This window comes from Sphingomonas sp. 35-24ZXX (assembly GCF_000786215.1).
GTDB lineage: Bacteria > Pseudomonadota > Alphaproteobacteria > Sphingomonadales > Sphingomonadaceae > Blastomonas.
This window is the reverse complement of sequence record NZ_JROG01000004.1, coordinates 765,769-791,671: the sequence shown is the minus strand read 5'-3', so window position 1 is coordinate 791,671 and position 25,903 is coordinate 765,769. Positions and strand designations below refer to the sequence as shown.

The window sequence follows — 25,903 nt, the reverse complement described above, 5'->3', positions numbered from 1 at the left end:
TATCTAGCCCTTGCCGATCAGACATAGTGTTGCATCTTTGCAACGCAAGAGGACGGCGCAGCTGTTTTTGCAACACCGCGCCGCGCATGCCGGATCAGCGACGCCCGACCTGCGCCAGAAGCTGCTGCGCGCGCGACAGATGCGGGCGGTCGAGCATGCCGCCCTTGTGGCCGATCGTCCCGACCCCGGGGTTGGCGGCAAACAGGTCTACGATCGCCTGAGCCTCGGCGACCTCCTCCTCGCTGGGGGTGAACGCCGCATTGATCACATCGACTTGCGCAGGGTGGATGGCGAGCATGCCGGCAAACCCGTCGCGCCGCACCTTTTCGGCGCGGGCCTTCAGCCCCTCCAGATCGCGAAAGTCGCCCTGGATCGTCTCGATCGCCGCCACGCCGGCACGCGCCGCACCCAGCAGGCACAGGCTGCGCGCCAGTTCATAGGTAAAGCCATAGCTGCCATCGGCATTGCGATTGCTGCTCGCCCCGATCGAATCGGCGAGGTCTTCGGCGCCCCAGCTCATCGCGACCAGCCGCGGCGAGCCCTGGTAATCACCGGTGTGGAACATCGATCCGGCGGTTTCGGTCACCAGCGCGATCACCGGGGTGGACCCAGCGGGGATGCTATTGGCCACCTCCAGCGCCGAAAGATAGTGATCCAGCCGCTCGACATCCTGCCGGCCCTCAGCCTTGGGCAGCATGATGCCGCCCGGCCGGGCGGGCATCACGGCGACCAGATCGCTCAGCGTGTGCGGTCCGTCGAGCGGGTTGACGCGCACCCAAAGCCGGGCGCGACCCTCGGCGCGCTGCACCAGCAAATCGTGGACCATCTGCCGCGCGGCTGGCTTGGCATCGGGGGCGACCGCATCCTCCAGATCGAAAAGCACCATGTCGGCGGCACTGTCTGCGGCCTTGGCCATCTTCTTTTCGCTGTCGCCAGGGGCGAATAGCCACGATCGCATTGAAAGAGGGACATCCATGATCATCGGTCTCGTTCGGTCACCGCACGGGGTCCATCACCCCGGCCCCTGCCTTCTACCGCCGTTGGCGCACGGCGCAAAGGGACAGCAAATCGTGCATCATCCCCTAAAAACTGGGGTAGTAACTGATTGAAGATACTGCAAGAAATGTCTCACAGAGAGCCAACCGCGGTTTTGCGGCCAATCCGGTCGCGTCAGATTGACGGAAAATTTGGCCAACAGGGCGCGTATTCGACCACAGGGGTATGCACGTGAAATCATTAGCCAGAGATACTACCGCGCGGGCCGCCACTGCTTGGCATCGGCCTATTCGCACCGAGACCACGGTTGCCGATACAGCGCGCAACACCGCACAGGATGCCGACCGCAAGATGCGGCTGATCATGCGCGAGCAGCAATCGAGCCGGCTGCGCTCCAGCAGCTTTCCCGGCCTCAAGCTGCGCAACCCGCTGTGGGACATGCTGATCGCGCTGCTCGCGGCCAAGCGCAGCGGTAATCAGCTGTCGATGAGCGACCTGTGCCTGATGAGCGATGCGCCGGAAAGCACCGCCCTTCGGCTGATCCACCAGCTGCGCGAAAAGGGCTATGCCGAAATGGTGCCCGATCGCTCCGACCGGCGCAGGACGCGGGTGTCGCTGACCAGCTTGGGCGAATCGCAGTTTGACCAGTATCTCGACCGGTTCGATCCGTCCTGACCCCCGCCACCGATCGAGGCTGCCGATTTTACCTCGATTTAAGGGTTTTTGATTACGAGTGGTGACGTGAGGAAACACGCACCATGGCATTCGGCAAAAAGGGACTGACTGATCACGTCGATATCGCCGCGCCAAGCGGCGGTGACGCGATGCCGACACGCGAAGCGCGCGTGCATCGCCTGATGAAGGTCACCATATTCCACGAACGCTTCGGCAGCGCAGACGGCGTCATTCGCGATATCTCGAGCGGAGGCCTGGGCGGCCGTTGCGGTGCGCCGCTGGTCGCCGGTGACGTGATCGAGATCGACCGGCCCGGGCTTGGCCGTTTCGAGGCCGAAGTGCGCTGGGTGCGCAACGGCCAGTTCGGGGCGCAGCTGACATCCGATCTCCGGATCGACACCAAGCAGCTCGAAAATCTGTCGTTCAACAGCGGAAACTGGGACAGCAAGGTCAACAAGCCGCTGGAAAACCACGTATTCACGCGGTTCAAGCCGATGCAGAGCACCTACCGTCCGACCATATCGATGGTCCGCCGCGACAAATGAAAATGGCCCGCCGCGGCCAATCGGCACAGCGGCGAGCCCCTTTTCAAACCCGAAGGCGTCAGTCGAACTTCAGGCTCTTCACCTTCTTCACACCTGCAAGCTGGCACAGCTTCCACAGGACCGGCTCTTCCACTGCGCCATCGAGCGACAGCAGCAGCACCGCCTCGCCGCCTGCGCGCGCCTCGCGGCGGCCCAGATGGAAGGTCGCGATGTTGACATTGGCCTCGCCCAGCGTCGATCCCAGACGACCGATGAAGCCGGGCTCGTCGCGGTTGACGATGTAGAGCATGTGGCCATCGAGATCGGCCTCGATCTTGATGCCGTAGATCTCGACCAGACGCGGGGTCGCGTTGCCGAACAGGGTGCCGGCCACCGAGCGCTCGCCATCTTCGGTCGCCACCGATACGCGCACGAGAGTGTGGTAATCACCCTCACGGTCGTGACGCACCTCGCGCACGTCGAGTCCGCGGTCCTTGGCGAGGAACGGCGCGTTGACCATGTTCACTGAGCTGCTGAAGGCGCGCATGAACCCGGCGAGCACCGCGGCGGTGATCGGCTTCATGTCGAGCTCGGCCGCAGCGCCTTCGACTTCGATGGCGATGCTCTTGACGCGGTCGCTTTCGAGCTGACCCACCAGCAGGCCAAGATTGGTGGCGAGCGCCATATAGGGGCGCAGCTTGGGCGCCTGCTCCGCCGACAGGCTGGGCATGTTGAGCGCATTGGTGACGCCGCCCTTGACCAGATAATCGGCCATCTGTTCGGCGACCTGGATCGCGACATTGACCTGCGCTTCGCTGGTCGATGCGCCCAGATGCGGGGTCGAGACGAAATTGGGGGTGCCGAACAGCGGGCTGTCGGTGGCAGGTTCGGTGGCGAACACGTCGAGCGCGGCGCCTGCGACCTGGCCCGAATCCAGCGCTTCCTTGAGCGCCGCCTCGTCGATCAGTCCGCCACGTGCGCAGTTGATGATGCGCACACCCTTCTTGGTCTTCGCCAGCGCGTCCTTGCTGAGGATGTTGCGGGTCTGATCAGTCAGCGGGGTGTGCAGCGTGATGAAGTCGGCGCGCGCCAGCAGCTCGTCGAGCGTGACCTTCTCGATGCCGAGCTCCACCGCGCGTTCGGGCGTCAGGAACGGATCGAACGCGACCACCTTCATCTTCAGCCCGAGCGCGCGATCGGCGACGATCGAACCGATGTTGCCCGCACCGATCAGACCCAGGGTCTTGGCGGTCAGTTCGACCCCCATGAAACGGTTCTTTTCCCACTTACCGGCCTGAGTCGAGGCATCGGCCTCGGGCAGCTGGCGGGCGAGCGCGAACATCAGCGCGATGGCGTGTTCTGCGGTGGTGATCGAGTTGCCGAACGGGGTGTTCATCACGACCACGCCCTTGGCCGAAGCCGCCGGAATATCGACATTGTCGACACCGATCCCGGCGCGGCCAACGACCTTGAGGTTGGTGGCGGCATCGAGGATCGCCTTGGTCACCTTGGTCGATGAGCGGATGGCGAGGCCATCATACTGGCCGATGATGCCAGCGAGCTCCTCTGGCGTCTGGCCGGTAATGACATCGACTTCGCAGCCGCGCTCGCGGAAGATCTGCGCGGCTTTTGGGTCCATTTTGTCGGAGATAAGAACTTTGGGCATGTGGGGATTCCTTTTGTCGGAAAAATGGTGTGCGGGTCACCGGCGCAGGCGAGGGCCCATATCCGAAACCGTGCACTTCACACGGCCGCAGGAGATGAGTCCCCGCCTTGGCGGGGAACCCGGTTCAAATCACTTGGAAGTCAGCTCGGAATAGGCCCAGTCGAGCCAGGGGCCGAGCGCCTCGATATCGGCGGTATCGACCGTGGCACCGCACCAGATGCGAAGGCCCGGGGGAGCATCGCGATAGCCTGCGATGTCGAACGCCGCGCCTTCCTTTTCGAGCAGACCGGCAAAGGCCTTGATGAAGGCTTCGTCCGCGCCTTCGACCGTCAGGCAGACGCTGGTGGTCGAACGGGTCGCGGGGTCGGGCGCAAGATGGCCCAGCCATGGGCGTGCCTGGACGATGGCGTCCAGCGCTGCGGCATTGGCGTTGCTGCGGGCGACCATGCCTTCGGCACCGCCGATGGACTTGCCCCATTCGAGCGCGAAAATCGCGTCTTCTACGGCCAGCATCGACGGCGTGTTGATCGTCTCGCCCTTGAACACGCCTTCGGCCAGCTTGCCCTTGGAAACCAGACGGAACACCTTGGGCAGCGGCCATGCGGGCGTATAGGTTTCGAGCCGCTCGACCGCGCGGGGGCCGAGGATGATCACGCCATGCGCGCCCTCGCCGCCGAGCACTTTCTGCCAGCTGAAGGTGGCGACGTCGATCTTGTCCCACGGCAGGTCATACGCGAACACCGCGCTGGTGGCGTCGGCGAAGCTCAGGCCCTCGCGGTCGTCTGCGATCCAGTCGCCATTGGGAACGCGCGCGCCCGAGGTGGTGCCGTTCCAGGTGAACAGCACATCGTTGGACCAGTCGACGGCCGCCAGATCGGGCAGATGGCCGTAATCGGCGCGCACGATGGTCGGATCGAGCTTGAGCTGCTTGGCGGCATCGGTCACCCAGCCTTCGCCGAAGCTTTCCCAGGCAAGTGCAGTCACCGGGCGTGCGCCCAGCATGGTCCACATCGCCATTTCATAGGCGCCGGTGTCGGACCCGGGCACGATGCCGATGCGGTGAGTGTCGGGGAGCTTGAGCAGCTCGCGCATCAGATCGATGCAATATTGCAGACGCGCCTTGCCGATCTTCGAGCGGTGCGAGCGTCCCAGCGATTCGGTGGCAAGCGCTTGCGGCGCCCAGCCCGGAGGCTTGGCGCAGGGGCCGGAAGAAAAATACGGCCGAGCAGGCAGGGTTGCAGGTTTTTTGGCGAGCACGGCAGTGCTCGCGCCAACAGTATCAGTCATGTCAGTCTCTCCTTACAGAGAGCACGCGCGGCGTTGGGACCGCGTGGCCCGTCGATGGCGTTAGAGATGAATTGCAAGGATGGCAATCACCAAATGGCCGACGGGTTCGCAATCGCGCCGCCCGGTGCAACAAAAGCACAGGGCGGCGCCATCATCACTTCTTGAAAATTACCTTGCCACGCTGAGAAACCAGCAGCTTTTCCATCGTGACCGGGTGGAAATAGGCTTCGACATTCTGGCCTTCGGGGGTCACGCCATAGACTTCGTAGCAACCGCCATCGACCTTGGACTTCTTGACCGTCCAGCCATCCTTTTTGAGCTTCGCCTCGAGGTCGGTGCGGCTCTTCCAGGTCGTCTGCGGACCCGAGTCGCACTTCATCTTGCCGGTCGCAGCGGCTTCCGGGCTTGCCGAAAACTGCATCGCCGTGGCTGCGGCAACCGCCAGCATCGCCTGAGCAAATTTCATAATTGATCCCTCTTCTCTATCCAGTGAGCGCCTCTTTGCGCCCCCGCACTGAACGACGCTTTAACATAAGGATGATCCGGGCTGTTTCCAGGACGAGCAGCGGAACGAAATGCACCACCATCCCCATGATCTCGCCATCAACATAGACCCAGTGCAAAGCGATCAGCAATGCTGCTGGATACACCAGCCGCTGCAGCCGCTTCCAGTTCGCCCGCAATGCGCGCTGCGAGGCGTTGTTGCTGGTGAGCCCCATCGCGATGAATATCACCAGCGCGGCATAGCCGGTCCAGATGCTGAAGATCAGCGCCTCTTCGGCAATCATCGCCCAGTCGCCCATGTCATACAGATAAAAGGCCAGGTGCAGCACGCCATAGCCGCATGCCGCCACGCCCAGTGCCCGGCGGCGGGCGAGCAGCCAGTCGAGCCACCGACGGCGCCCCAGCACCGCGCGCAGGGGCGAGATCATCATCGCGATGATCATGAACCGCACCGAAAATTCGCCGCTGGGGTGGATGAGATCGAACGCGGTGACCGGGTCCTGTGCGAATCCCGCGATCATTCCCAAGGCAGGAACGGCCAGCACCAGCCAGAAAAAAGGATGCACATTGATCAATCGCAGCATGTTGCCGATCCGTTGGTGATGGACGCTTCATTCGTCGCGCCAAGCGGTACCCCTATCGCAAAGTCCGCGCAATGCCGGGCTTGCAGCCCCTAACAGCGCGTTAACCAAGCTCGGCACGGCAGGGTTAAAGTTCACCGTGTAACACAATCACCATGTCCGAACGCGTCCACCCCCCCGAAGCTGCGGCCATGGCCTGCCCACCCTCCGTTCCGATGGGCGGGCTGGATCTGCCCGCAGCAGACGGACCCGCCGCGATCGGCGCGCCGTTCCCGGTTGCGACAGGCAGCTGGCACCAACGGCACAGGTCGGCCGCGCGCCGCGTCGATCCGCGTTTTCACAGCCATTTCGAATCGCCCGAGCTGCAACGCATGGCACTGGTCGCGGCGCTGACGGTGCTGCTCGCCGGCTGCTCGATGCTGCCCGAGGGCCGAGGCCTGTCGCGCGCACCCGCTCAGCCGCCCGCGCGCAGCAGCACCAGCACGGCCGCCCTGCCCCCGCCGCCGGCAGCCGAAACCCGGCAGTGCATCAACCAGCTCGCCAAGGCGCAGGTGCGCTTCACCCCCGTGCCGGACCAGACCTTCGGCGCGGGCTGTTCGCAGCTGGGCAGCGTGCGCCTGTCGACCATCGGCCTGACCGATATCGGCCGTGGGCGCGCCGAACTGGCGATCAGCAACATCGGCCCCGTGCGCTGCGAACTCGCGCAGCGCTTCGCCGGATGGGCGCAATACGGCATCGCTCGCGCCGCCGAGCAGATGCTGGGCAGCCCGCTGGTGAAGATCGAGACGATGGGCAGCTATGCCTGTCGCAACATTGCAGGCTCGCTCAAGCTTTCGCAGCACGCGCACGCCAATGCGATCGATATTGCCGCTTTCGTGCTGGCTGACGGCCGCCGGATCAGCGTCAAGCAGGGGTGGAACGGATCGAACCAGGAGCGCGCCTTTCTGCGCACGATCCACTCCAGCGCCTGCAAGCGCTTCGGCACGGTGCTGGGCCCCGACTATAACGCGGCGCATCGCGACCACCTGCATGTCGACATGAGCGGCCAAGGCTATTGCCGATAGGCGATCGGCTCATTAATTGCGGGAGATGACCAAGAAAGAACTGACCGAGCCGCGGTTTCGTCCCGCCGCCGAAGACGCCCGTACCGCTGAAGCTGCGGTGCACGACACCCCCCAGACCCAGGACCCCGCCTACCGGCTGGCCTTTGGTGATACCGAATTCCTGCTGCGCCAGGAGCTGCGCCCGGTGCGCTTCCAGCTGGAACTGCTCAAGACCGAGATGCTGCTGGAAGAGGCCGGCATCGGATCGACGCTGGTGATCTACGGATCGGCGCGCATCCCTTCGCCCGACAAGACCGAAGGCCTGGTCGAGGCAGCCCGCACGCCCGAGGAAAAGACCGTCGCCGAACGGCTGGTCGCCAAGGCGAAATATTATGACGAAGCCCGCAAGCTCGCCGCACTCGCCAGCGAATGCGGCGTCGAAGAAGACGGCAAGCGCCAGTTCGTCGTCTGCTCGGGCGGCGGCCCATCGATCATGGAAGCTGCCAACCGCGGTGCAGCCGATGTCGGCAAGGATTCGATCGGCCTCAACATCGTGCTGCCGCACGAGCAGGCGCCCAACCGTTTCGTCACCCCGCACCTGTCTTTCCAGTTCCACTATTTCGCGCTGCGCAAGATGCACTTCCTGCTGCGCGCCCGCGCGGTCGCGGTGTTCCCCGGCGGCTTCGGGACGTTCGACGAATTCTTCGAATTGCTCACGCTGATCCAGACCGGCAAGATGGCGCCGATCCCGATCATGCTGTTCGGCCGGGAATTCTGGAACCGCGTCGTCAACTTCGAGGCTTTGGCCGAAGAGGGTGTGATCTCGGCGAGCAACCTTCAGCTGTTCAGCTTTGTCGAAACCGCCGACGAGGCGTGGGACAAGATCCGGAGCTTCTACGACCTGCCCTGTTCGTAAGCGAAGCGCGGGCGATGCTGGTCGTGCCGCACGATCCCGCATGGGCCAGAGCGTTTACGGCTGAAGCACAAGCGATCGGCGCGGCCCTGGAGGGTCCGCTGATCGCTTTGCACCATATCGGCAGCACGGCCATTCCAGACATTCTGGCCAAGCCGATCATCGACATGCTGGCAGAGGTGCGCGATCTGGCTGATCTGGACCAGGCAGCGCCCGCTCTGGTGGCGCTGGGCTATCAGGCGATGGGAGAGTTCGGTATCCCCGGACGCCGCTATTTCCGCAAGGAGGACGCGGCAGGGACCCGCATCCATCATCTTCATGCCTTCGCCCAGGGATCGCCGCACGTCGTGCGTCACCTCGCCTTTCGCGACTATCTGCGCGCGCATCCGGCCAGGGCGGCGGACTATGACGCGCTCAAGCAGCGGCTCGCGGCCGACCCCGATCATTATGTCGAGCGCAAGGGTCCTTTCGTTCTGGCGACCGAGGCCGAAGCGCTCGCGTGGTCCGCGGAACGCGGCGGTTACTGACCCAGCTCGACGCTGCGCTGGGCCGCTGCCGCCATCGCCTCGCCGACAAGGCGGTCCAACACATCATCCGCGTCGAACACGTTGAGCGCGGCGCGGGTGGTGCCGCCAGGACTGGCGACGCGTTCGGCGAGTTCAGCCGGCGATTCGGACGAGACATGGGCCAGCTCGGCCGAGCCAACCACCATTGCCATCGCAAAGCGCGCGGCCTGGTCTTCCGCCATGCCGAGCGCTACCGCACCCTTGCCCAGCGCATCGATGAACCGGAACAGATAGGCCGGGCCCGATCCGCTCAAGGCGGTGACGAGGTGCATCTGCGATTCGTCCGTCAGCCATTCGGCGGTGCCGAGCATCGCGAACAGCGATTCGAGCCGTTCACGGTCCGGCTGATCCAGCGCATCGGCATAGAGCGCGGTCACCGACTGGCCGATGCCCACCGCCATGTTGGGCATGATCCGGGCAATCGCGCGTACCGTCGGCACGGCCCTTGCCAGGCTTGCGATTTCGATACCGGCGAGCATCGAGACCAGCAGCGTGCCCGAAAGGTCGATTGTGGCCAACTGCGGCGCGACATCGCCCAGCATCTGCGGCTTGATGCCGAGCAGCAGCCAATCGGGCGCGGCGATGGAGGCATCAATGGCGGTCAGGTGGCGCACACCTTCGGGCAGGTCACGCGGTGACGGGTCGACGATCGTGACGCTGGCGGGCGCAAGGCCTTGCGCAAACCAGCCGCGCAGCATCGCGCCTGCCATGTTGCCCGATCCGATGACCAATAGAGATTGGGGAAAGACGCCCGACACAAGAAACTCCGTATGTCCCGAGTGAAGTCGAGGGACCTGATGGGCAACCGTCGCGCGTACGTCCCTCGACTTCGGTCGGAAACGCGGCTGAAGTGGCTATGCTGCCAGGACCCTCAGGCCTCGCCCTGGGTATCGATCAGTGCTGCGGCCAGCGCTTCCTGCGGGGTCTTGTCGCCCCAGAGGATGAACTGGAAGACGGGATAGAAGCGGTCGCACTCATCGATCGCAGCTTCCACAGCCAGCTGGGCCTGGTCCAGCCCCAGCATCGCATCGCTGCCGAGCATCATGCCGTTGCGATACAGCACCACGCCGCTGTTCGACCAGATATCGAAATGGCCCAGCCAAAGCTGCTCGTTGATGAGCGCAAGCGCCTCGCAGATCACCGCAAACTTGTCGTCGGGCACGCGGATATCGGGCATGGCCAGCAACTGCAGGACATTGTCCTCGTGCCGCCAGATCGCGCGCAGCTGGTAGCTGGTCCAGCTGCCCTTGACCTCGGTCAGGAGCTCGTCCTCGCCGACCATTTCGCATGGCCAGCCGCGCGCTTCGAACAGCGCTGCGAGCATATCGACCGGGGCTGCTTCCTCCCGGTCCAGATCAAGCTGCTGTTCGTTCACGTAAAATGTCCTTTCGCGCCCCATGGCACTGCGGTCAAAATGACCCGTTGCCTGGCTGCGCGCAATGCCCCCACGGCGCAGCGCGGGCCGTGATGTGGCGAAGTCTGTTCAAAAACTGTGGATAAAGACAGTGTATGAACGCCTTATTCGCTGCCCGCAGCACCCTTGGTTGCCATTGCGGCTTCCAGTGCAGCCAGGCGCGCCGCCAGGCTGTCAGCCTCTTCGCGCGCCTTCGCGGCCATTTCCTTGACCGCCTCGAATTCCTCGCGGCTGACGAAATCGAGCCCGGCGATCCACTCGCGGGTACGCTCGCGCGCGCTTTCGCCCGCTTCACGGCTCATGCCGGCGACGGTGCCAGCGAGGCCATTGATGAACTTTGCGAAATCGCCGCCAAATTCGGACTTGTTCTGCATGATGGGCTCCTTGGAGAGGCACAGCAAGGCCTCTCGGGTCATTGGTTATGCTATCATGTGGGGCGGTTCGCGCCAATCGCAACCCGCAGCCCGCTGTTCACTGGGCAGGCGGAGCCAGCTGAATGCGCTGGGCATCGCGCGGCACGACCAACTGCTCCGCATCGGGATTGAGCGCATCGATCTGCTTGTTGAGCACCGACGCGAAGCACAGCCAGACGAGATACGGCACCATCAGCCACGCTGCCAGCGGGCGCACCCGGCCGAACACGATGGTGGTCGCGAACGCCGCCACGAACACCGCGACGATCAGATAGAAACCACCCGTCACCTGGTGCATGCCGAAGAAGTAGATCGGCCAGGCAAGGTTCAGCGCCAGCTGCACGAAGAACAGCAGCACGGCCAGCCCGCGCAACCGCGCGCCGCGTGCGGTGACCACGACGGTCAGCGCGAACCCCATCATCACGTACAGGATCGACCACGCGAGGCCGAAGGCCCAGCCCGGAGGCTGCGCCGCCGGCTTCTGTAGCGCCTGGAACCAGCGGTTTTCTTCGCCCGATCCGGAAAAATTGCTCACTCCGAAGCCCAGCAGAACCACCAGGGGCACAAACAGCAGCGCCCATCGCAGAAAGGAGAGGCGAAGCTGCATGGGAGAGGCAATTTCATTCATCGAAGCGAAGTCTCCTGCCCGAAAAACTGGGCGTGTGGCTTCGCATATCGGATTCGCCATCGCCGCGCCAGCGCGGTTTACCATGGTAATTATGGACTTTTTGCGTCAGCAGCTACGCCCTTTCTGCGCGGCGACCAGAAATTCCACATTGCCGCTGGGGCCGGTGATCGGGCTTTGCGTCAGGCCAGTGACCGGCCAGTCGATGCTCTCGAGCCACCGCATCACCTGATCGCACACCGCCGCGTGCAGATCGGGATCGCGCACCACGCCGCCCTTGCCGATCTGATCGCGCCCCACTTCGAACTGCGGCTTGATCAGCGCGGCCAGCCAGGCGCCGGGGCGTGCGAACGACATCGGCACCGGCAGCACCTTGTCGAGCGCGATGAAGCTGGCATCGCACACCACGATATCGATGGGCCGGGTGATGTGCGCATCGGTGATGATCCGCGCGCTGGTCTGTTCGTGCACGGTCACCCGGTCATCCTGCCGCAGCTTCCAAGCGAGCTGGTTGGTGCCGCTGTCCACCGCAAAGACATGGGCCGCGCCGCGGGTCAGCAGCACATCGGTAAATCCGCCGGTCGACGACCCGACGTCGATCGCGGTCATGCCGGTCACATCGATCTTGAAATGGTCGAGCGCATGCGCGAGCTTGATGCCGCCGCGCGAAACCCAGGGGTGATCGCGCCCGCGGACGTCGATCGGCGCGTCGCCGGGCACCGTCTCGCCCGCCTTGGCGACCTTGCGCTCGCCCACGAACACCAGCCCCGCCAGGATCAGCGCTTGCGCGCGCGCGCGGCTCTCCGCCAGCCCCCGCTCGACCAGCAACTGGTCGACGCGTGTCTTGCGCGGTTTACCGGGATTGGAGGCGGGGGAATGCTCGGCCATGATAGCTGCCCATAACGGCAGCGATATCGTTTTGCGAGCGCGCGATGATGACGCCGAAATTTTTGAAATACAAGTCTTGCTGTAGGCCCGGCAATGATTCACAACAGGGGTGCAAGGTATACAGATCGTCAAGAACCCGCGAAATACCGGGTTTTTGCGAATGGCCCTTCACTTGGTTTCAACATAGCGAAAGGAGGTGATCCGATGTCTCATGGTTCAGCAAAGGGGTCGGTCAAGTCCATTCGGAGTGTTCGCGGCTAACAGCCTTCTGCCCTATGGTCTGGGCAGGCGCTTGTTAAAGCGCGAGATACACTTCGAAGGCGGCACTTCCGGCCGCTGACCATGTGATGGGCCGCGCGGGGAGCCTCGACTCCCGGCGGCCCCTCTCATATTTTCCGGCTTCTGCGCCGATGATCCCTATCGCAAGCCGCTTTGATGCGGCAGCGGCTCAGACGGGGGCACCAGGCCCCCGCCCTCTCCCAGACAGTTCAGCCCAGCTTCTGCGCGATCAGCGCCTTCAGGTCCGCCGAAGAGCGTGCGCCGAAGTGCGAGATGATCTCGGCTGCGGCAATCGCGCCCATCTTGAGGCTGGTTTCGGCGTCGCGACCCTGCGCCTGTCCGGCGAGGAAACCGGCGGCGAACAGATCGCCCGCGCCGGTGGTGTCGACGACCTTGTCGATCGGCTCGGCCGGAACGGCAAAGCGCTGGCCGTCCTGCACGGCAATCGCGCCATGTTCGCTGCGGGTCACGACCAGCGTCGGCAGCTTGGCGGAGATGGTGGCGACGGCGGCTTCGAAGTCATCGACTTGCGCCAGCGAGCAGATTTCCGCTTCGTTCGAGAACAGGATGTCGATCTGGCCCTTGTCGAGCAGATCGAGGAAGTCGGCGCGGTGACGATCGATCACGAACGCATCCGACAGCGTGAAGGCGACCTTGCGGCCGGCCGAGCGGGCGGCATCGATGGCGGCGCGCATCGCGGCACGGGGCTCTTCGGGATCCCACAGATAGCCTTCAAGATACAGCACGGCGGCGTCCGCGATCATCTTGGGGTCGAGCGCGCTGGCGGGCAGGAACTGCGATGCGCCCAGGAAGGTGTTCATCGTGCGCTGGCCATCGGGGGTGACGAGGATCAGGCAGCGGGCGGTCGGGGTTTCGCCCGCGCGCACCGGCGTTGCATAATCGATGCCCAACGCGCGGACGTCATGCGCGAACACTTCGCCCAGCTGATCGTCGGCGACCTGACCGATGAACGCGCACTTGCAGCCCATCGCGGCGAGGCCTGCCAGCGTGTTGGCGGCCGATCCGCCGCTGATTTCCTGCGCCGGGCCCATCGCTTCGTAGAGCGAGGTCGCGCGCTCTGCATCGATCAGCATCATGCCGCCCTTGGTCAGGCCTTCGTTGGCGAGCAGGGCATCATCGGCAGGGGCCATCACGTCGACGATGGCATTGCCAATGGCGAGGACGTCAAAACGGGGGTTGGTCATAGAAGGCAGGACTTTCTGTAGGCGCGGGCGCGCAGGAATATTGCCGCGCGGCCTATCGGCTTGGGCGCAGCGGTTCAAGCCCATTCGCGCGCGATTGACCCGCCCGGCGAATTGCCCGACACACGCTCCACGATGATCAGCGCCTTTTTCAAGAGCCTGGGGCAGCTGGGCGACCGTGCGATCCTGGGCGCACTGCTATGGACGGTGCTGTGCGCCGCGCTGATCTTCGCCGCTTCCGGCTGGGCATTGTGGCAGGGCCTTGCCTGGGCGATGGCGACCTATGGCGGACCGCTGAGCGACTATGCGGCATGGACCGGCGTGATTGCTGCCTTCGGCACGATCATCGCCTTCTGGTTCTGGTGGCGGGTGGTGGCGATCGCGGTGCTGCAGCTGTTTGCCGACCGCATCGTGGTCGCGGTCGAGCGCAAGCATTATCCGCAGGCGGCTGCCAGCGCGCGGGATCTGCCGCTGGGCCCATCGCTCGCCATGGCGCTGCGCAGCCTGGCGCGCGCGGTGCTGTACAATGCGATCGCCCTGCCCTTTGCCTTGATCCTGCTGTTCACCGGGGTCGGCGCGCCGATGCTGTTCCTCGCGGTCAACGCGATCCTGGTCGGCCGCGATCTCGATGAGATGGTGGCAGCGCGACACCCCGGCCTGGCGAACGCGGCCGGGACAAGGACCAGCCGTTTCGTGCTTGGGCTGGTTGCCAATCTGCTGCTGCTCGTCCCCTTGGTCAATCTGCTCGCGCCGATTATAGCCGCCGCCATGGCCACGCATCTTTTCCACCAGCGCGGGGCCGGGGGGAAATCCTGATGGTCCGTTATCCCGTATTGCTGGCGCTGGCCGCAGGGCTTGCTGCCTGCGCCGCACCGCAAAAGGTCGGCGCCCCGCCCCGCACCGCCGTCCCGGCGCGCAGCACGACGCTCAACGTCAAGGGGCTGGAAGCGGTGCTGGGCAAATCAGCGCGCGACCTCGAACGGATGTTCGGTCAGCCGCGGCTCGATGTGCGCGAATTCGATGCGCGCAAGCTGCAGTTCGCGGGCAGCGCGTGCGTGCTCGATGCGTTTCTCTACCCGGAAGGGTCAGGCGGGGCGCAGATCGTCACCTATATCGATGCAAGGCGCAGCGACGGGCAGTCGGTCGATCGCGCCGCCTGCGTCGAAGCGCTGCGCAAATAGTCTATTCGGCAGGTTCGGACTGGGCTGGCGCCGCCGCGGCCGCATCGGCCTGGGCTTCGACGGGCTTGTCCTTCGCTGCCTTGCGATCGGTGAACCAGATCGCAAGGATGCTCAGTTCATAGAGCAGCACCAGCGGGATCGCGAGCATCAGCTGCGAGACGACATCGGGCGGCGTCAGCACCGCCGCAACAATGAACGCGCCGACGATCATGTACCGGCGAAGGCCGATCAGCTGCGTCCGCGAGACAATCCCGGCGCGGTTGAGCAGCATGAGCAGCACCGGCAGCAGGAAGCTGATCCCGAAGGCCAGGATGAACTGCATCACCAGCGAGAGATAGGCATCGGTGCTGGGCAGGGCTTCGACCTCGAGCCCGCCCGATTCGCCCTGGAACTGCAGGAAGAAATGGAAGGCCGTGGGCATCACGATGTAATAGGCCAGAGCTGCGCCCGCGGTGAACAGCAGCGGGGTCGCCAGGATGAAGGGCAGCAAAGCGCGCTTTTCCTGCCGGTAGAGGCCCGGCGCGACAAACGCCCACATCTGGTTGGCGATGATCGGGAAGGAAACGCAGAACGCCGCGAAGATCGCGACCTTCACCTGGACGAAGAACGCCTCGTACAGCTTGGTATAGACCAGCCGCCCGCCGCCATCCCCGAACGCTTCCTTGAGCGGAACGACGAGGAAGGCGAAAATGTGTTCGGAAAAATAGAAGCAGACCGAAAACGCCACCAACAGGGCGACAACGCACTTCACCAGCCGCTGGCGCAGTTCGATCAGATGGTCGAGCAGCGGCGCGCGCGATGCGTCGACCTCGTCTTCGGGCAGATCGGTCTCAGCCGTGCTCATCGTTCGCCCTCGATGACCGTTGCAGGCGTAGGTGCGGGCGCGGGTACGGTGGGGGCACCCTCGGGCACGGCAGTTGCTGCCGCCGGCGCATCCAGAGCTTCCATCACCGGAGCGGGTGCAGGAGGCGATGCGGGGGCGGAGGCGGGCGTAGGCGTGACGGCGGCATATTCGCGCATGATGCGCTCATTGTCCGCCTTCCACTTCTTCTCCATTTCCTCAAGCTCGACTTCGCGCACCATCGCATCGATGCCGGTGCGGAAATGGCGGGTCACGCTCTTGGCCTTGCCGATCACCTGCCCCACCTTGTAGAGCGCGCGCGGCAAGTCCTTCGGGCCGATCACGACGATCGCCACGATGATGATCATCAACAGTTCGGTCGATCCGATGTCCATCATGACATGGTCATACCTTCATGCTGCCGCGCCGATGGGCCGGCGGGCAGTCGCGAGTTCAGCCGGGTTTGCGCTCTTCGGTCGCGCTGGTCGCGGTCCCGTCGATGGTGCGCGCAGGTGGTGCCTCGATCTGGGCGACCGGCCGCTTGGGCTGAACCGGCTCGTCTTCATCGTCGGCCATGCCCTTCTTGAAGCTTTTGATGCCCTTGGCGACATCACCCATGATCGACGAAATCCGTCCGCCGCCAAACAGCAGGACGATGATGATCAGCACGATTACCCAGTGCATCAGGGAGAACGATCCCATGGCAAATCTCCTGAAAGCCTGCGGGCTATCTAGGCCCGATCCCGATGGTTTTCCAGCAATGAATCCGATTCGTCGGATGAGCCGTCACCATTGTCGCCCGGATCATCGTCGCGATCGTCCGTCGCGAGCGCGCCTTCCAGTGCCAGATCGACCGGGTCGAGCAGGCCGGCCGCGCGCAGGTCCTCCAGCCCCGGCAGATCGCGCCGGCTGGTGAGCCCGAAATGGGTGAGGAAGCCGGGGGTCGTGGCATAGATCAGCGGCCGTCCAGGCACTTCGCGGCGTCCGGCAGGTGCAATCCAGCCCTCTTCCATCAGCACGTCGATGGTGCCCTTGCTCACCTGCACGCCGCGAATCGCCTCGATCTCGGCGCGGCTCACCGGTTCGTGATAGGCGATGATCGCGAGCGTCTCGGTCGCCGCGCGCGACAGCTTGCGCGTCTGTTCGGTCTCGCGCCGCAGCAGCCAGGCCAGATCGGGCGCGGTCTGGAAATGCCAGCGCCCGCCCCGCTCGACCAGCTCGACCCCGCGCCCGGCATAATCCGCCGCCAGCCGCGTCAGCGCACCTGCGATGTCGGCTTCCGCCCCGATCTGCGCGCGGAGGTCCTCGACCGTCTGCGGTTCGGTGGCGGCGAACAGCGCCGCTTCGACCGCGCGCACGACGGGATCGGGCAGATCGGGCTCGCTCATGATGCCTTGCGCACCTGCAACGGCGCAAACGCCCCTTCCTGCGCCAGCTCCACCCGGCCCTGCCGCGCCAGTTCGAGCAGCGCCAGAAAGGTCGAGGCAGTGGCCGAGCGGCGCAGCTGCGGATCGGCGCTCTCGGGCAGAAACGCGCTGAGCTCGGTCCAGTCGAGCGCGGTGCCGAGCATGTACGACAACCGCGCGAGCGCATCTTCCAGCGTCATCACCCGGCGCGACTTGACCATGTGCACCACCGGCTCGCTGCGCTGCTTGACGCGACCATAGGCGCTGAGCAGATCGAACAGCGAGCATTGATAGCGCGTCCGCGTCAGCAGCCGCAGCCCTTCGGCCTGGCCATGCGCGAAGACATCACGCCCCAGCCGGTCGCGGCCCAGCAACCTGCCCGCCGCCTCGCGCATCGCCGACAGGCGCTGCAAGCGCAGTTGCAGCCGCAGGGCAAGCTCCTCGGGCGAAGGCTCGACCTCCGGATCGCCAGGCAGCAGCAGCGCCGATTTGAGATAGGCAAGCCACGCCGCCATCACCAGATAATCGGCGGCCAGTTCGAGCTTCAGACTGGTCGCGCTCTCGACGAAACCCAGATACTGGTTGGTCAGATCCAGGATCGAGATCTGCCTGAGATCCACCTTCTGCCGCCGCGCCAGATCGAGCAGCAGGTCGAGCGGACCTTCCCAGCCATCAACATCGATCAGCAGCGCTTCGGCTGCGGCCGTGGCGGCGGGCACGGGTTCGCGAAAGAAGATATAGTCTTCATCAGGCGGCGCCTTGGTGCTCGCGGCGCCGGTGATGAGGTCGAGTTGGTTCACGCCAGCGCCAGCAGCGCGTCACGCTTGGCGATCAGCTCTGCCTGATGCGACCAGTCGGTGACCGGGTTGATCGCGGCGCGCGCGCGGTCAACCCGGGCATGCGATGCGTCGGAGATATCGGGCAGCGCCTCGACGATGCCGATCATCTCGTCCATCCGCGCCCAGCAGTTGAGCGCAATGTCGCACCCCGCCGCGATCGCGCGCGCGGCGCGATCCGGCACCTCGCCCGCCAGAGCCTTCATGTCGAGATCGTCGCTGAGCAGCAGCCCCTCAAAGCCGATCTTCTGCCGGATGATCTGCTCGACAATCCAGGGTGAATGCGTCGCGCACCGGTCGCGATCCCACGCCTCGAACAGGATATGCCCGGTCATGCCGATCTCGGCGCCGTTGAGCGCGCGGAACGGGGCAATGTCCTGCTCCAGCTCTTCATCGCTCGCGGTGACGCGCGGCAGCTCCATGTGGCTGTCGACCATCGCACGGCCATGGCCCGGCATGTGTTTGATCGTGCCGAGCACCCCGCCGCGCCGCAATCCGTCGAGCACCGCACGGCCCAAGGCCGCGACGCGCATCGGCTCCTGCCCCAAGGCCCGGTCGCCGATCGCGGGTGTGCCCCCGGGGATCGCGACATCGAGCAGCGGCAGGCAATCGACGGTGATGCCGACCTCGGAAAGATCGAGCGCCAAAGCCTCGGCATTGACCCGCGCCGCCTCGATCGCACTGGCCGGAGCGACATCGTACAGGCGGTCGAACGCGCCGCCGGGCGGAAACGCCAGCCAGTGCGGCGGCTTCATCCGGCTTACCCGGCCGCCTTCCTGGTCGATCAGGATCGGCAGCCGGTCATCACCGTGCAGCGCGCGCAGTTCGTCGGTCAGCGCGCGCACCTGCGCACGGGTGTCGATGTTGCGGCCGAACAGGATGTAGCCGGCGGGCACGCTGTCCTTGAAAAAGGCGCGCTCGTCGGCGGTCAGTTGATGGCCGGCAAGGCCGAAGATCACGGGTTTCATGACAAATGTGTGTCGGCCAAGCGGCCGCCGAAATCAACGCACCACGAGGCAGTTTTGCCCAGCTTTCTTGAGCTGGTCGCAGACCTGGCCCGCTCTGGCGGGGGAATCGAGCACGACGCTCAAGCGATAGACCGTTCCGCCATCGACCGTCGCAGGCGCGATCCGCCGGTTGAGGCCCGACAGAACCTCGTGCCGCTGGCTCAGCTTGCCCCAGCCGTCGACCGCGCTGGCCTCGTCTGTATAAGCGCCCAGCTGCACCAGCGCGCTACCGGCGGGCGGCGGCGCTCCGGCCGCATCGGCGAGCTGGCCGGCGGGCTGTTCACCCTGGCTGACGGCGAAGCTGGAATCGCCGGTGCCTTCGACCTTCTGCTCCTGGCTGTCCTTGGGGCGAACCTTGTAGTCGCCTTCCGGCGCGGCGATCAGACTGCCGTCGCCATCGGCAGAGGCGCCATTGTCGCCCAGCCAGTAGACCCCGGCCAGCACGATCGACAGGCCTACCAGGCCCAGCAGCACCAGCCCGAGGATGCGGCCTGCACCGCCACCGCCCGACGGCACATCGTCCACCGATTCGAGCCAGGGCAGGCGGTCGTCATCGGCATCCAGCCCCAGGGGCTGATCCCGCAGTTCGTCATCCAAGCCATCATCCAGCCGATTGCTCATTCACCCGCCCCATTCACGCGCAGTCGCCTTGCCTATCCGGCCCGGGGCTACATTTGTGTAGCCGCCTCAACCGCCATCAGCGCAAGGCCGTTGGCGATGACTTGCCCGATATTTGCCGCCATGAAAAGCCTCGCGCCGCTGGTCGCGGGATCGTGCGCCATAACGATACGCTTCTCCGGACGGTCGTTGCCGAGGTTGAAGAACGCGTGGAAAGCCGCGGCCAGATCGCCAAGGTAGAAAGCGATGCGGTGCGGTTCGCGGTTGAGCGCGGCGGCCTCGACAATGCGGGGGAACTGAGCGGCCATCGCGATCAGCGCGTGTTCTTCGCTGCCCAGAAGGTCGAGATGATCGGCCGTGGGGCTCAGCCCCTCGCTTGCCGCCTTGCGCATGATCGAATGGATCCGCGCATGCGCATATTGCACGTAGAAGACCGGATTGTCCTTCGACGCTTCGACCACCTTCTCGAAGTCGAACTCCATCTGCGCATCCGCCTTGCGGGTGAGCATGGTGAAGCGCGCGACGTCCTTGCCGACCTCGTTGACGACATCGGCCAGCGTCACGAAATTGCCCGAGCGCTTGGACATCTTGAGCGGCTCGCCGCCGCGCATCAGCTTGACCATCTGCACCAGCCGCACATCGAACCGCGCCGGGCCGCTCGCGCGGTCTTCGGTCAGCGCCGCGACGGCGGCCTTGATCCGCTTGACGGTGCCGGCATGGTCCGCGCCCCAGATGTCGATCAGCTGATCGGCGGTCTCGGCTTTCTGGTAATGATAGGCGAGGTCCGCGCCGAAATAGGTCCAGCTGCCATCCGACTTGCGGATTGGGCGATCCTGGTCGTCGCCAAACTTGGTCGAGCGGAACAGCGGCAGTTCGACCGGCTCCCAGTCCTCGATCACCTTGCCCTTGGGCGCTTCGAGTTCGCCGTCATAGACCAGATCGCGCGCGCGCAGCACGGCTTCGGCCGCCTCGGGCTTGCCCGCTGCCTGCAATTCGGCCTCGGACGAGAAGACATCATGATGAATGCCGAGCAGCGCAAGATCGGCGCGGATCATGTCCATCATCGCGGCCACCGCGCGCTTGCGGAACGAGGGCAACCAGTCGGCCTCGGGGGCATTGGCGTGCGCATCGCCGAGTTCAGTGGCAAGCTCCTTCGCCAGCGGGACGAGATAGTCGCCCGGATACAGGCCTTCGGGCATGTCGCCGCTTTCCAGCCCCAATGCCTCGCGATAGCGCCAGTGCACCGAGCGCGCGAGAACATCGACCTGCCCGCCCGCGTCATTGATGTAATATTCGCGGATGACCTTGTGGCCCGAATATTCGAGCAACGTCGCCAGCGCATCGCCGACCACCGCGCCGCGGCAATGGCCCATGTGCATCGGGCCCGTCGGGTTGGCCGAGACATATTCGATGTTCACCGTGACGCCCTTGCCCAGCTCGGAGCGGCCGTAATCGGCGCCCAGCCGGGTGATCGCGTTCAGCTCGTCGGTCCACACTGACGGTGCCAGCCGCAGATTGAGGAAACCGGGTCCGGCGATCTCGACGGCGGTGACCGCCTCGATCTTGCGCAGTTCGCCTGCGATCGCCTCGGCCAGCGCGCGCGGATTGGTGCCGGCGGGCTTGGCGAGCACCATCGCAGCGTTGGTTGCCAGATCGCCATGCGCGGGGTCGCGCGGCGGCTCGACCGTGAGCGCGCCGCGATCCAGCCCGGCGGGCAATGTGCCGGCGGCTTCCAGCGCGTCGAGCGCTTCGTGCAGATGCTGGGTGAAGAGAGTGTAGAGTGTCATGGTCAAGGCCTTGTCATCCAAACTCCTCGCCCCTTCAGGGGTGAGGACAACGAGACTTGGCCTGCCTGCAGGCCTAGTCGCAGTCGGTGAGGGGCAGGAGCGGACCGCAAGGGCAGCTCCCCTCTCCAACATGGCCTAGGTCAGCAAGCTGGCAAGGCCATGTATCCTCTCCCCTGAAGGAGAGAGGACTGCGCAAGCGTCATCGGGTCGCGTTGTACTGCAGCTGGTCTGCGGTCAGCTGGAAACCGACCAGCAGTTCGAAGCTCGTCCGTTGCAGCGCCTGGCGCACCTCGGGGATCGACAGCGGGTCGATCGCGGCATCGGGGTCGCCCGACTTGCGCTTGCGGGTGATGCGTTCGCGAATGTCCTCGGGCAGCGTGGCCGCCGCCTTGTTGATATAGCCCGCCGCCGTCGCCTTGGCTTCGGCGCGATACGATCCATCGGCGAAGTTGAGCGTCACCGATCCCAGACGCTTGGCAACCACGGTATTGCCGCCGCGCATGACGGTAGAGAAATAGGGCAAGGTCACGGTGCGCTGGCCGCGGTTGTCGCTGCGCCGCGCGAAGACATCGAATGCCGCGGTCGCATAGATTTCCGCGCCGGTCTCGTCGCAGGCAGGGCGCACGTTGGTGATGGTCGCTACCACGTCGATCGCGCTGGCATCGCGGCTGCTGGCGGGATTGAACAATGTGACGTCGCCGGTGTGCTCGGGGATCGCGGTATTGGGGCAGGCCGACAGGGTGGAAGAGACGCCGACGCCCGAGTCCACGACCAGCTGGTTCTTTTCCGCACAGCCCGACAGGCCAAGCAGCGCAAGCCCCGTCCCCAATATGGCGATGGACGATTTTATGGGCAGAATGGGCATATGCAAACAAAAATCCTTCGAGGCCACAGTGCATCGCTCCTTATCTGTCGAAGGGTTTCAGCGCAACGGCCAGATTTCCGGCGCCTGCACCTTGGCCCTGTACGGAATTGCGCAAGCGGGTTGGGCTTTCCACCGCGCCCCGCATCGCCTAAGACAGGGGTCGAACTACGAAAGCCTTTCTGAACATGACCGAAACCGCCCAGCCTCCGCTCCTGGTCAAGATTGCCTCGCCGCGCGGCTTTTGCGCCGGGGTCGATCGCGCGATCGAGATCGTGGAGCTCTCGCTCCACAAATATGGCGCGCCGGTCTATGTCCGGCACGAGATCGTCCACAACAAGTTCGTCGTCGACAGCCTGAAGGCCAAGGGCGCGATCTTCGTCGAGGAACTCGACGAGGTACCCGATGGCGTGCCCGTGGTGTTTTCTGCGCACGGCGTGCCGAAGTCGGTTCCGCACAAGGCGGCCGAGCGCGGTCTCAACTATCTCGATGCCACCTGCCCTCTGGTGTCCAAGGTTCACCGGCAGGCCGAACGCCAGGTCGAGGCAGGCCGTCACATCATCTTTGTCGGCCACAAGGGCCATCCTGAAGTGGTCGGCACCTTCGGTCAGGTCGAGCCGGGGCACATGACGCTGGTGGAGACGGTCGAAGATGTGATGAAGCTGGAAGTGGAGGACGAAAACCGCCTCTCCTTCCTGACCCAGACCACGCTCTCGGTCGATGACACAGCCGAAATCCTGACCGCGCTGCGCACGCGCTTCCCTGCGATCGTCGGACCCAAGGCAGAGGACATCTGCTATGCCACGTCCAACCGCCAGGCGGCGGTCAAGGTGATGGCCGAAGATTGCGATCTGGTGCTGGTGATCGGCGCGCCCAACAGCTCGAACTCGCTGCGGCTGGTGGAAGTGGCCGAGCGCGAGGGCACCCGCGCCAAGCTGATCCAGCGCGCGGTCGAAATCGAGCTGCGCTGGTTCGAGGGCGTCAAGACGCTGGGCCTGACCGCTGGCGCATCCGCCCCGGAAATCCTGGTGCGCGAAGTCATCGACGTGCTGGGACGGCATTTCGACCTCACCGAGGAACGCGTGAAGACTGTCGACGAACGCATCACCTTCAAGCTGCCCCGTGCGCTCGCTGCGGAGGCCGATGCTGCCTGATGGCTGTCTATACGCATGTCAGCGCCGAGATGATGGCGCGGTTTCTGGACGATTACGACACCGGTGAGCTGATCAGCTTCAAGGGCATTGCCGAAGGGGTCGAGAACAGCAACTTCCTGGTCGAAACGCGCGGCGGGGCCGATGGCCACCGCTTCATCCTGACGCTGTACGAAAAGCGGGTGGACCCTGTGGATCTGCCGTTCTTCATGGCGCTGCTCGATCATCTGGCAGAGCGCGGATGCCGCGTGCCGCGCGCGATCGCGGACCGGCAGGGCGTGCAGATCCGCGAACTCGGCGGTCGCCCGGCGTGCCTGATCGAGTTTCTCGAGGGCATATCGCTCAGCACCCCCAACCCTGCCCAGGCGCGCGCGGCAGGCGCAGCCCTGGCCGACCTGCACCGCGCCGTGGCCGATTTTGCCGGCGGGCGCCCGAACAGCATGGGCCTGGCCAGCTGGCACGATCTGGCGACCAGGTGCGCAGGGCAATGGCAGCAGATCGATCCGGCGCTCGAAGACATCGTCAGCAGCGAGCTTGCTTATCTGGACGCGCACTGGCCGCGCGACCTGCCGCAATCGGTGATCCATGCCGATCTGTTCCCAGACAATGTGCTGATGCTGGGCGATCAGGTCAGCGGCCTCATCGACTTCTATTTCTCGTGCACCGATGCGCGCGCCTATGACCTGGCGATCACGCACAGCGCGTGGTGCTTTTCCGGCGACGGCACCCAATTCGATGCCGCCTTGTCGGACGCGTTGCTGGACGGCTATCGCAGCCATCTTGCGCTGAGCGCCGAAGAACAGGCAGCGCTTCCCATTTTGGTACGCGGCGCGGCGCTGCGTTTCACTTTAAGTCGCGCTTATGACTGGATTAATACTCCGGCAGATGCTTTGGTAACGCGCAAGGACCCGATGGCCTTTGCCCGGCGGCTTTTGTTCTATGCAGACCCGGCGCAGGCCGGGCTGTTCGCCTGAAACGGGCCCTGGGCAACAGGCACAAGTTGAGCAGCCATGAAAACAGTCGAGATATTCACCGATGGCGCCTGCAAGGGCAATCCCGGCCCCGGCGGCTGGGGCGCACTGATCCGCTATGGCAAGCACGAGAAGGAACTCTCGGGCGGCGAGCGCGACACGACCAACAACCGCATGGAAATGATGGCCGCGATCCGCGCGCTCGACATGCTGATCGAGCCCTGCAACGTCATCCTGCACACCGACAGCACCTATGTGAAGGACGGCATCACCAAATGGGTCGAGGGCTGGCAGCGCAACGGCTGGAAGACTGCATCCAAAAAGCCCGTCCGCAATGCCGATCTATGGCATGAACTGATCGGCGCCGTCGCGCGGCACACCGTCGAATGGCGCTGGGTGAAGGGCCACTCGGGCCATCCCGAGAATGAGCGCGCGGATCGCCTCGCCAGCGCCGCCGCCGAAGCCTTGATGCGGTAAGGCACTGGGCCTGCCGGGCGCGACCCCGGCGAGGCCCAAGGCCCTAAACCATAAACGGGTCCAGGCTCAGCCTCGGCCGATCAGCTTCTGCGCCATCCGGTCCGCGACGGTCGCGGGCGATTCGCCGGTGCTGCGGCTTTCCTGCCAGATTCCGGTCAAACGCTGCGGAATGCCGGTCAGGCGCGCATGCACCTCGGCCACCTGCGCGGCACGACCTTCGGCCTGCGCGAAATACTCGAGCGCGACCGAGATGATGCCGCCGGCATTGATCACATAGTCGGGGGCGTAGAGGATATCGCGGTCGATCAGCATGTCGCCATGGTGCGGCCGCGCCAGCTGGTTGTTGGCGCCGCCTGCGACGATGCCGACGTTGAGCTTCTCGATGCTTTCCGAATCGAGGATCGCGCCCAGCGCGTTGGGGCTGAACACGTCTGCCTCGACCTGCATGATGCGGTCGGCGGGCACGGTCTCGGCGCCCAGTTCGTCGGCCAGCGCCTTGGCGCGGTCTGCGTTGACATCCGCGAGCGTCAGCTTGGCGCCTTCGGCTGCGAGCAGACGGGCGAGCCCGCCGCCGACGCTGCCAGTGCCCTGCACTGCGACGCGCACGTCCTTGAGCCTGTCGGTGCCCAGCTTGAACGCGACCGCGGCCTTGACGCCCAGGAAGATGCCCTTGGCGGTGAACGGACCCGGATCGCCCCCGGCAGAGCCTGCGTCCTGCACCGGCAGGCCCGAGACGAACTTGGTGCGCTGGCTGATCGCGACCATGTCGGCATCCGACATGCCGATGTCTTCGGCGGTCACGTAGCGGCCGCCCAGCGCGTTGATGGCATCGCCGAACGCGGCGAGCATCTCGGGCGTCTTGCGGTTGTCGCTGTCGGCCAGGATCACGGCCTTGCCGCCGCCCATGGGAAGGCCGGCCATCGCGTTCTTGTAGCTCATGCCGCGCGACAGGCGCAGCGCATCGGTGATGGCGCGGCTCTTGTCGGCATAATGCCAGAAACGGGTGCCGCCGCCTGCGGGGCCCAGCTTGGTCGAATGGATGGCGATGATCGCCGAGAGGCCCGATGCGCGGTCGTGCACATATTGCACGGCCTCGTGTTCGTCGAAGTCAGGCAGGTCCCAATAGCTTTGCATGCGCCAGTATCCCCAGGATGGTCAGCACGCGGAAGTGGCCTTGTGGCCATCATTTC

At 64.9% G+C, this 25,903-nt stretch carries 31 protein-coding genes; 10 read left to right on the top strand and 21 right to left on the bottom strand.

Going from position 1 to position 25,903, the window contains the following annotated elements; translation table 11 throughout:
* Positions 1-94 precede the first annotated feature (94 nt).
* Positions 95-976 carry an HpcH/HpaI aldolase/citrate lyase family protein gene (locus LI72_RS11895; protein ID WP_033926356.1) on the bottom strand — a complete coding sequence of 294 codons (882 nt, stop codon included), beginning with the start codon at positions 974-976 and terminating at the stop codon, positions 95-97.
* Between the two features lie 251 nt (positions 977-1,227).
* On the opposite strand from LI72_RS11895, the gene LI72_RS11890 reads away from it, so the two are divergent.
* Positions 1,228-1,671, top strand: a complete 444-nt coding sequence (locus LI72_RS11890) for a winged helix DNA-binding protein (RefSeq protein ID WP_197051884.1) — start codon at positions 1,228-1,230, stop codon at positions 1,669-1,671.
* A gap of 83 nt (positions 1,672-1,754) precedes the next feature.
* Positions 1,755-2,216 carry a PilZ domain-containing protein gene (locus LI72_RS11885; RefSeq protein WP_033926006.1) on the top strand — a complete coding sequence of 154 codons (462 nt, stop codon included), beginning with the start codon at positions 1,755-1,757 and terminating at the stop codon, positions 2,214-2,216.
* A 58-nt stretch (positions 2,217-2,274) separates the two neighbouring features.
* Here LI72_RS11885 and serA read toward each other — a convergent pair whose 3' ends face one another.
* The 4 genes from serA to LI72_RS11865 all read right to left on the bottom strand — a co-directional run bounded on the left by serA (position 2,275) and on the right by LI72_RS11865 (position 6,236).
* Positions 2,275-3,861 carry a phosphoglycerate dehydrogenase gene (serA, locus tag LI72_RS11880; RefSeq protein ID WP_033926005.1) on the bottom strand — a complete coding sequence of 529 codons (1,587 nt, stop codon included), beginning with the start codon at positions 3,859-3,861 and terminating at the stop codon, positions 2,275-2,277.
* 129 nt (positions 3,862-3,990) lie between these two features.
* Entirely contained in the window at positions 3,991-5,148 is a 1,158-nt protein-coding gene (locus LI72_RS11875; RefSeq protein WP_033926004.1) for a phosphoserine transaminase, read from the bottom strand.
* 154 nt (positions 5,149-5,302) lie between these two features.
* Positions 5,303-5,614, bottom strand: a complete 312-nt coding sequence (locus tag LI72_RS11870) for a PepSY domain-containing protein (RefSeq protein WP_231562453.1) — start codon at positions 5,612-5,614, stop codon at positions 5,303-5,305.
* Positions 5,615-5,630: 16 nt separating this feature from the next.
* Positions 5,631-6,236 (bottom strand): sulfite oxidase heme-binding subunit YedZ, encoded by a 606-nt coding sequence (locus tag LI72_RS11865; RefSeq protein WP_033926002.1) that lies wholly within the window; start codon positions 6,234-6,236, stop codon positions 5,631-5,633.
* Positions 6,237-6,604: 368 nt separating this feature from the next.
* On the opposite strand from LI72_RS11865, the gene LI72_RS11860 reads away from it, so the two are divergent.
* The 3 genes from LI72_RS11860 to LI72_RS11850 are packed head-to-tail and all read left to right on the top strand — an operon-like array spanning position 6,605 to position 8,716.
* Positions 6,605-7,297 (top strand): extensin family protein, encoded by a 693-nt coding sequence (locus LI72_RS11860; RefSeq protein WP_052129824.1) that lies wholly within the window; start codon positions 6,605-6,607, stop codon positions 7,295-7,297.
* A gap of 25 nt (positions 7,298-7,322) precedes the next feature.
* Entirely contained in the window at positions 7,323-8,192 is an 870-nt protein-coding gene (locus LI72_RS11855) for an LOG family protein (RefSeq protein ID WP_033926001.1), read from the top strand.
* Complete coding sequence (locus LI72_RS11850) at positions 8,150-8,716, top strand: GrpB family protein (RefSeq protein ID WP_231562452.1); 567 nt, start codon at positions 8,150-8,152, stop codon at positions 8,714-8,716. The genes LI72_RS11855 and LI72_RS11850 overlap by 43 nt, the downstream gene beginning before the upstream one ends.
* Here LI72_RS11850 and proC read toward each other — a convergent pair.
* The 6 genes from proC to LI72_RS11820 all read right to left on the bottom strand — a co-directional run bounded on the left by proC (position 8,710) and on the right by LI72_RS11820 (position 13,579).
* The gene (gene proC / locus LI72_RS11845) at positions 8,710-9,513 is read right to left on the bottom strand and encodes a pyrroline-5-carboxylate reductase (protein WP_033926000.1); all 804 of its coding nucleotides are present in this window, start codon (positions 9,511-9,513) and stop codon (positions 8,710-8,712) included. The genes LI72_RS11850 and proC overlap by 7 nt on opposite strands.
* A 113-nt stretch (positions 9,514-9,626) precedes the next feature.
* Complete coding sequence (locus LI72_RS11840) at positions 9,627-10,154, bottom strand: YbjN domain-containing protein (protein WP_052129764.1); 528 nt, start codon at positions 10,152-10,154, stop codon at positions 9,627-9,629.
* 119 nt (positions 10,155-10,273) lie between these two features.
* The gene (locus tag LI72_RS11835) at positions 10,274-10,543 is read right to left on the bottom strand and encodes an accessory factor UbiK family protein (protein ID WP_033926352.1); all 270 of its coding nucleotides are present in this window, start codon (positions 10,541-10,543) and stop codon (positions 10,274-10,276) included.
* A 97-nt stretch (positions 10,544-10,640) separates the two neighbouring features.
* Complete coding sequence (locus LI72_RS11830) at positions 10,641-11,210, bottom strand: TspO/MBR family protein (protein WP_033925999.1); 570 nt, start codon at positions 11,208-11,210, stop codon at positions 10,641-10,643.
* Positions 11,211-11,315: 105 nt separating this feature from the next.
* The gene (locus tag LI72_RS11825; RefSeq protein WP_052129763.1) at positions 11,316-12,095 is read right to left on the bottom strand and encodes a TlyA family RNA methyltransferase; all 780 of its coding nucleotides are present in this window, start codon (positions 12,093-12,095) and stop codon (positions 11,316-11,318) included.
* Positions 12,096-12,583: 488 nt separating this feature from the next.
* A complete protein-coding gene (locus LI72_RS11820; protein WP_033925997.1) occupies positions 12,584-13,579 on the bottom strand; it encodes an adenosine kinase in 996 nt (331 codons plus the stop codon).
* 132 nt (positions 13,580-13,711) lie between these two features.
* On the opposite strand from LI72_RS11820, the gene LI72_RS11815 reads away from it, so the two are divergent.
* Positions 13,712-14,392 (top strand): EI24 domain-containing protein, encoded by a 681-nt coding sequence (locus LI72_RS11815; protein WP_033926351.1) that lies wholly within the window; start codon positions 13,712-13,714, stop codon positions 14,390-14,392.
* Entirely contained in the window at positions 14,392-14,757 is a 366-nt protein-coding gene (locus LI72_RS11810) for a hypothetical protein (protein ID WP_033925996.1), read from the top strand. Before LI72_RS11815 ends, LI72_RS11810 begins: the two co-directional genes overlap by 1 nt.
* Position 14,758: 1 nt before the next feature.
* Here LI72_RS11810 and tatC read toward each other — a convergent pair whose 3' ends face one another.
* From tatC to LI72_RS11765, 9 genes are all read right to left on the bottom strand, one after another.
* Positions 14,759-15,601 (bottom strand): twin-arginine translocase subunit TatC, encoded by an 843-nt coding sequence (gene tatC, locus LI72_RS11805; protein ID WP_033925995.1) that lies wholly within the window; start codon positions 15,599-15,601, stop codon positions 14,759-14,761.
* Positions 15,598-15,996: a Sec-independent protein translocase protein TatB gene (gene tatB / locus LI72_RS19075; protein WP_052129761.1), complete on the bottom strand. Its 399-nt coding sequence runs from the start codon at positions 15,994-15,996 to the stop codon at positions 15,598-15,600. Before tatB ends, tatC begins: the two co-directional genes overlap by 4 nt.
* Positions 15,997-16,051: 55 nt before the next feature.
* Entirely contained in the window at positions 16,052-16,300 is a 249-nt protein-coding gene (locus LI72_RS11795) for a twin-arginine translocase TatA/TatE family subunit (protein WP_017670128.1), read from the bottom strand.
* A 29-nt stretch (positions 16,301-16,329) separates the two neighbouring features.
* Complete coding sequence (gene scpB, locus LI72_RS11790) at positions 16,330-16,986, bottom strand: SMC-Scp complex subunit ScpB (RefSeq protein ID WP_033925994.1); 657 nt, start codon at positions 16,984-16,986, stop codon at positions 16,330-16,332.
* On the bottom strand, positions 16,983-17,804 hold the full coding sequence (locus LI72_RS11785; RefSeq protein WP_443018117.1) for a segregation and condensation protein A: 822 nt from the start codon (positions 17,802-17,804) through the stop codon (positions 16,983-16,985). The genes scpB and LI72_RS11785 overlap by 4 nt, the downstream gene beginning before the upstream one ends.
* Positions 17,801-18,808 (bottom strand): beta-N-acetylhexosaminidase, encoded by a 1,008-nt coding sequence (gene nagZ / locus LI72_RS11780; protein WP_033925993.1) that lies wholly within the window; start codon positions 18,806-18,808, stop codon positions 17,801-17,803. The genes LI72_RS11785 and nagZ overlap by 4 nt, the downstream gene beginning before the upstream one ends.
* 33 nt (positions 18,809-18,841) lie before the next feature.
* The gene (locus LI72_RS11775; protein WP_052129760.1) at positions 18,842-19,468 is read right to left on the bottom strand and encodes an SPOR domain-containing protein; all 627 of its coding nucleotides are present in this window, start codon (positions 19,466-19,468) and stop codon (positions 18,842-18,844) included.
* A gap of 47 nt (positions 19,469-19,515) precedes the next feature.
* Positions 19,516-21,252, bottom strand: a complete 1,737-nt coding sequence (gene argS / locus LI72_RS11770; RefSeq protein WP_033926347.1) for an arginine--tRNA ligase — start codon at positions 21,250-21,252, stop codon at positions 19,516-19,518.
* Positions 21,253-21,451: 199 nt separating this feature from the next.
* A complete protein-coding gene (locus LI72_RS11765; protein WP_033925992.1) occupies positions 21,452-22,117 on the bottom strand; it encodes a hypothetical protein in 666 nt (221 codons plus the stop codon).
* A gap of 185 nt (positions 22,118-22,302) precedes the next feature.
* Here LI72_RS11765 and ispH point away from each other — a divergent pair, with 185 nt between their 5' ends.
* Genes ispH through rnhA form a run of 3 tightly spaced genes read left to right on the top strand, consistent with a single transcriptional unit; the run spans position 22,303 to position 24,713 of the window.
* Positions 22,303-23,268 carry a 4-hydroxy-3-methylbut-2-enyl diphosphate reductase gene (gene ispH, locus LI72_RS11760; protein ID WP_033925991.1) on the top strand — a complete coding sequence of 322 codons (966 nt, stop codon included), beginning with the start codon at positions 22,303-22,305 and terminating at the stop codon, positions 23,266-23,268.
* A complete protein-coding gene (gene thrB, locus LI72_RS11755; protein WP_033925990.1) occupies positions 23,268-24,239 on the top strand; it encodes a homoserine kinase in 972 nt (323 codons plus the stop codon). Before ispH ends, thrB begins: the two co-directional genes overlap by 1 nt.
* 36 nt (positions 24,240-24,275) lie before the next feature.
* Entirely contained in the window at positions 24,276-24,713 is a 438-nt protein-coding gene (gene rnhA / locus LI72_RS11750) for a ribonuclease HI (RefSeq protein ID WP_033925989.1), read from the top strand.
* Positions 24,714-24,779: 66 nt separating this feature from the next.
* On the opposite strand, the gene LI72_RS11745 is transcribed toward rnhA, so the two are convergent.
* Positions 24,780-25,847, bottom strand: a complete 1,068-nt coding sequence (locus LI72_RS11745) for a Leu/Phe/Val dehydrogenase (protein ID WP_033925988.1) — start codon at positions 25,845-25,847, stop codon at positions 24,780-24,782.
* Positions 25,848-25,903: the final 56 nt, after the last annotated feature.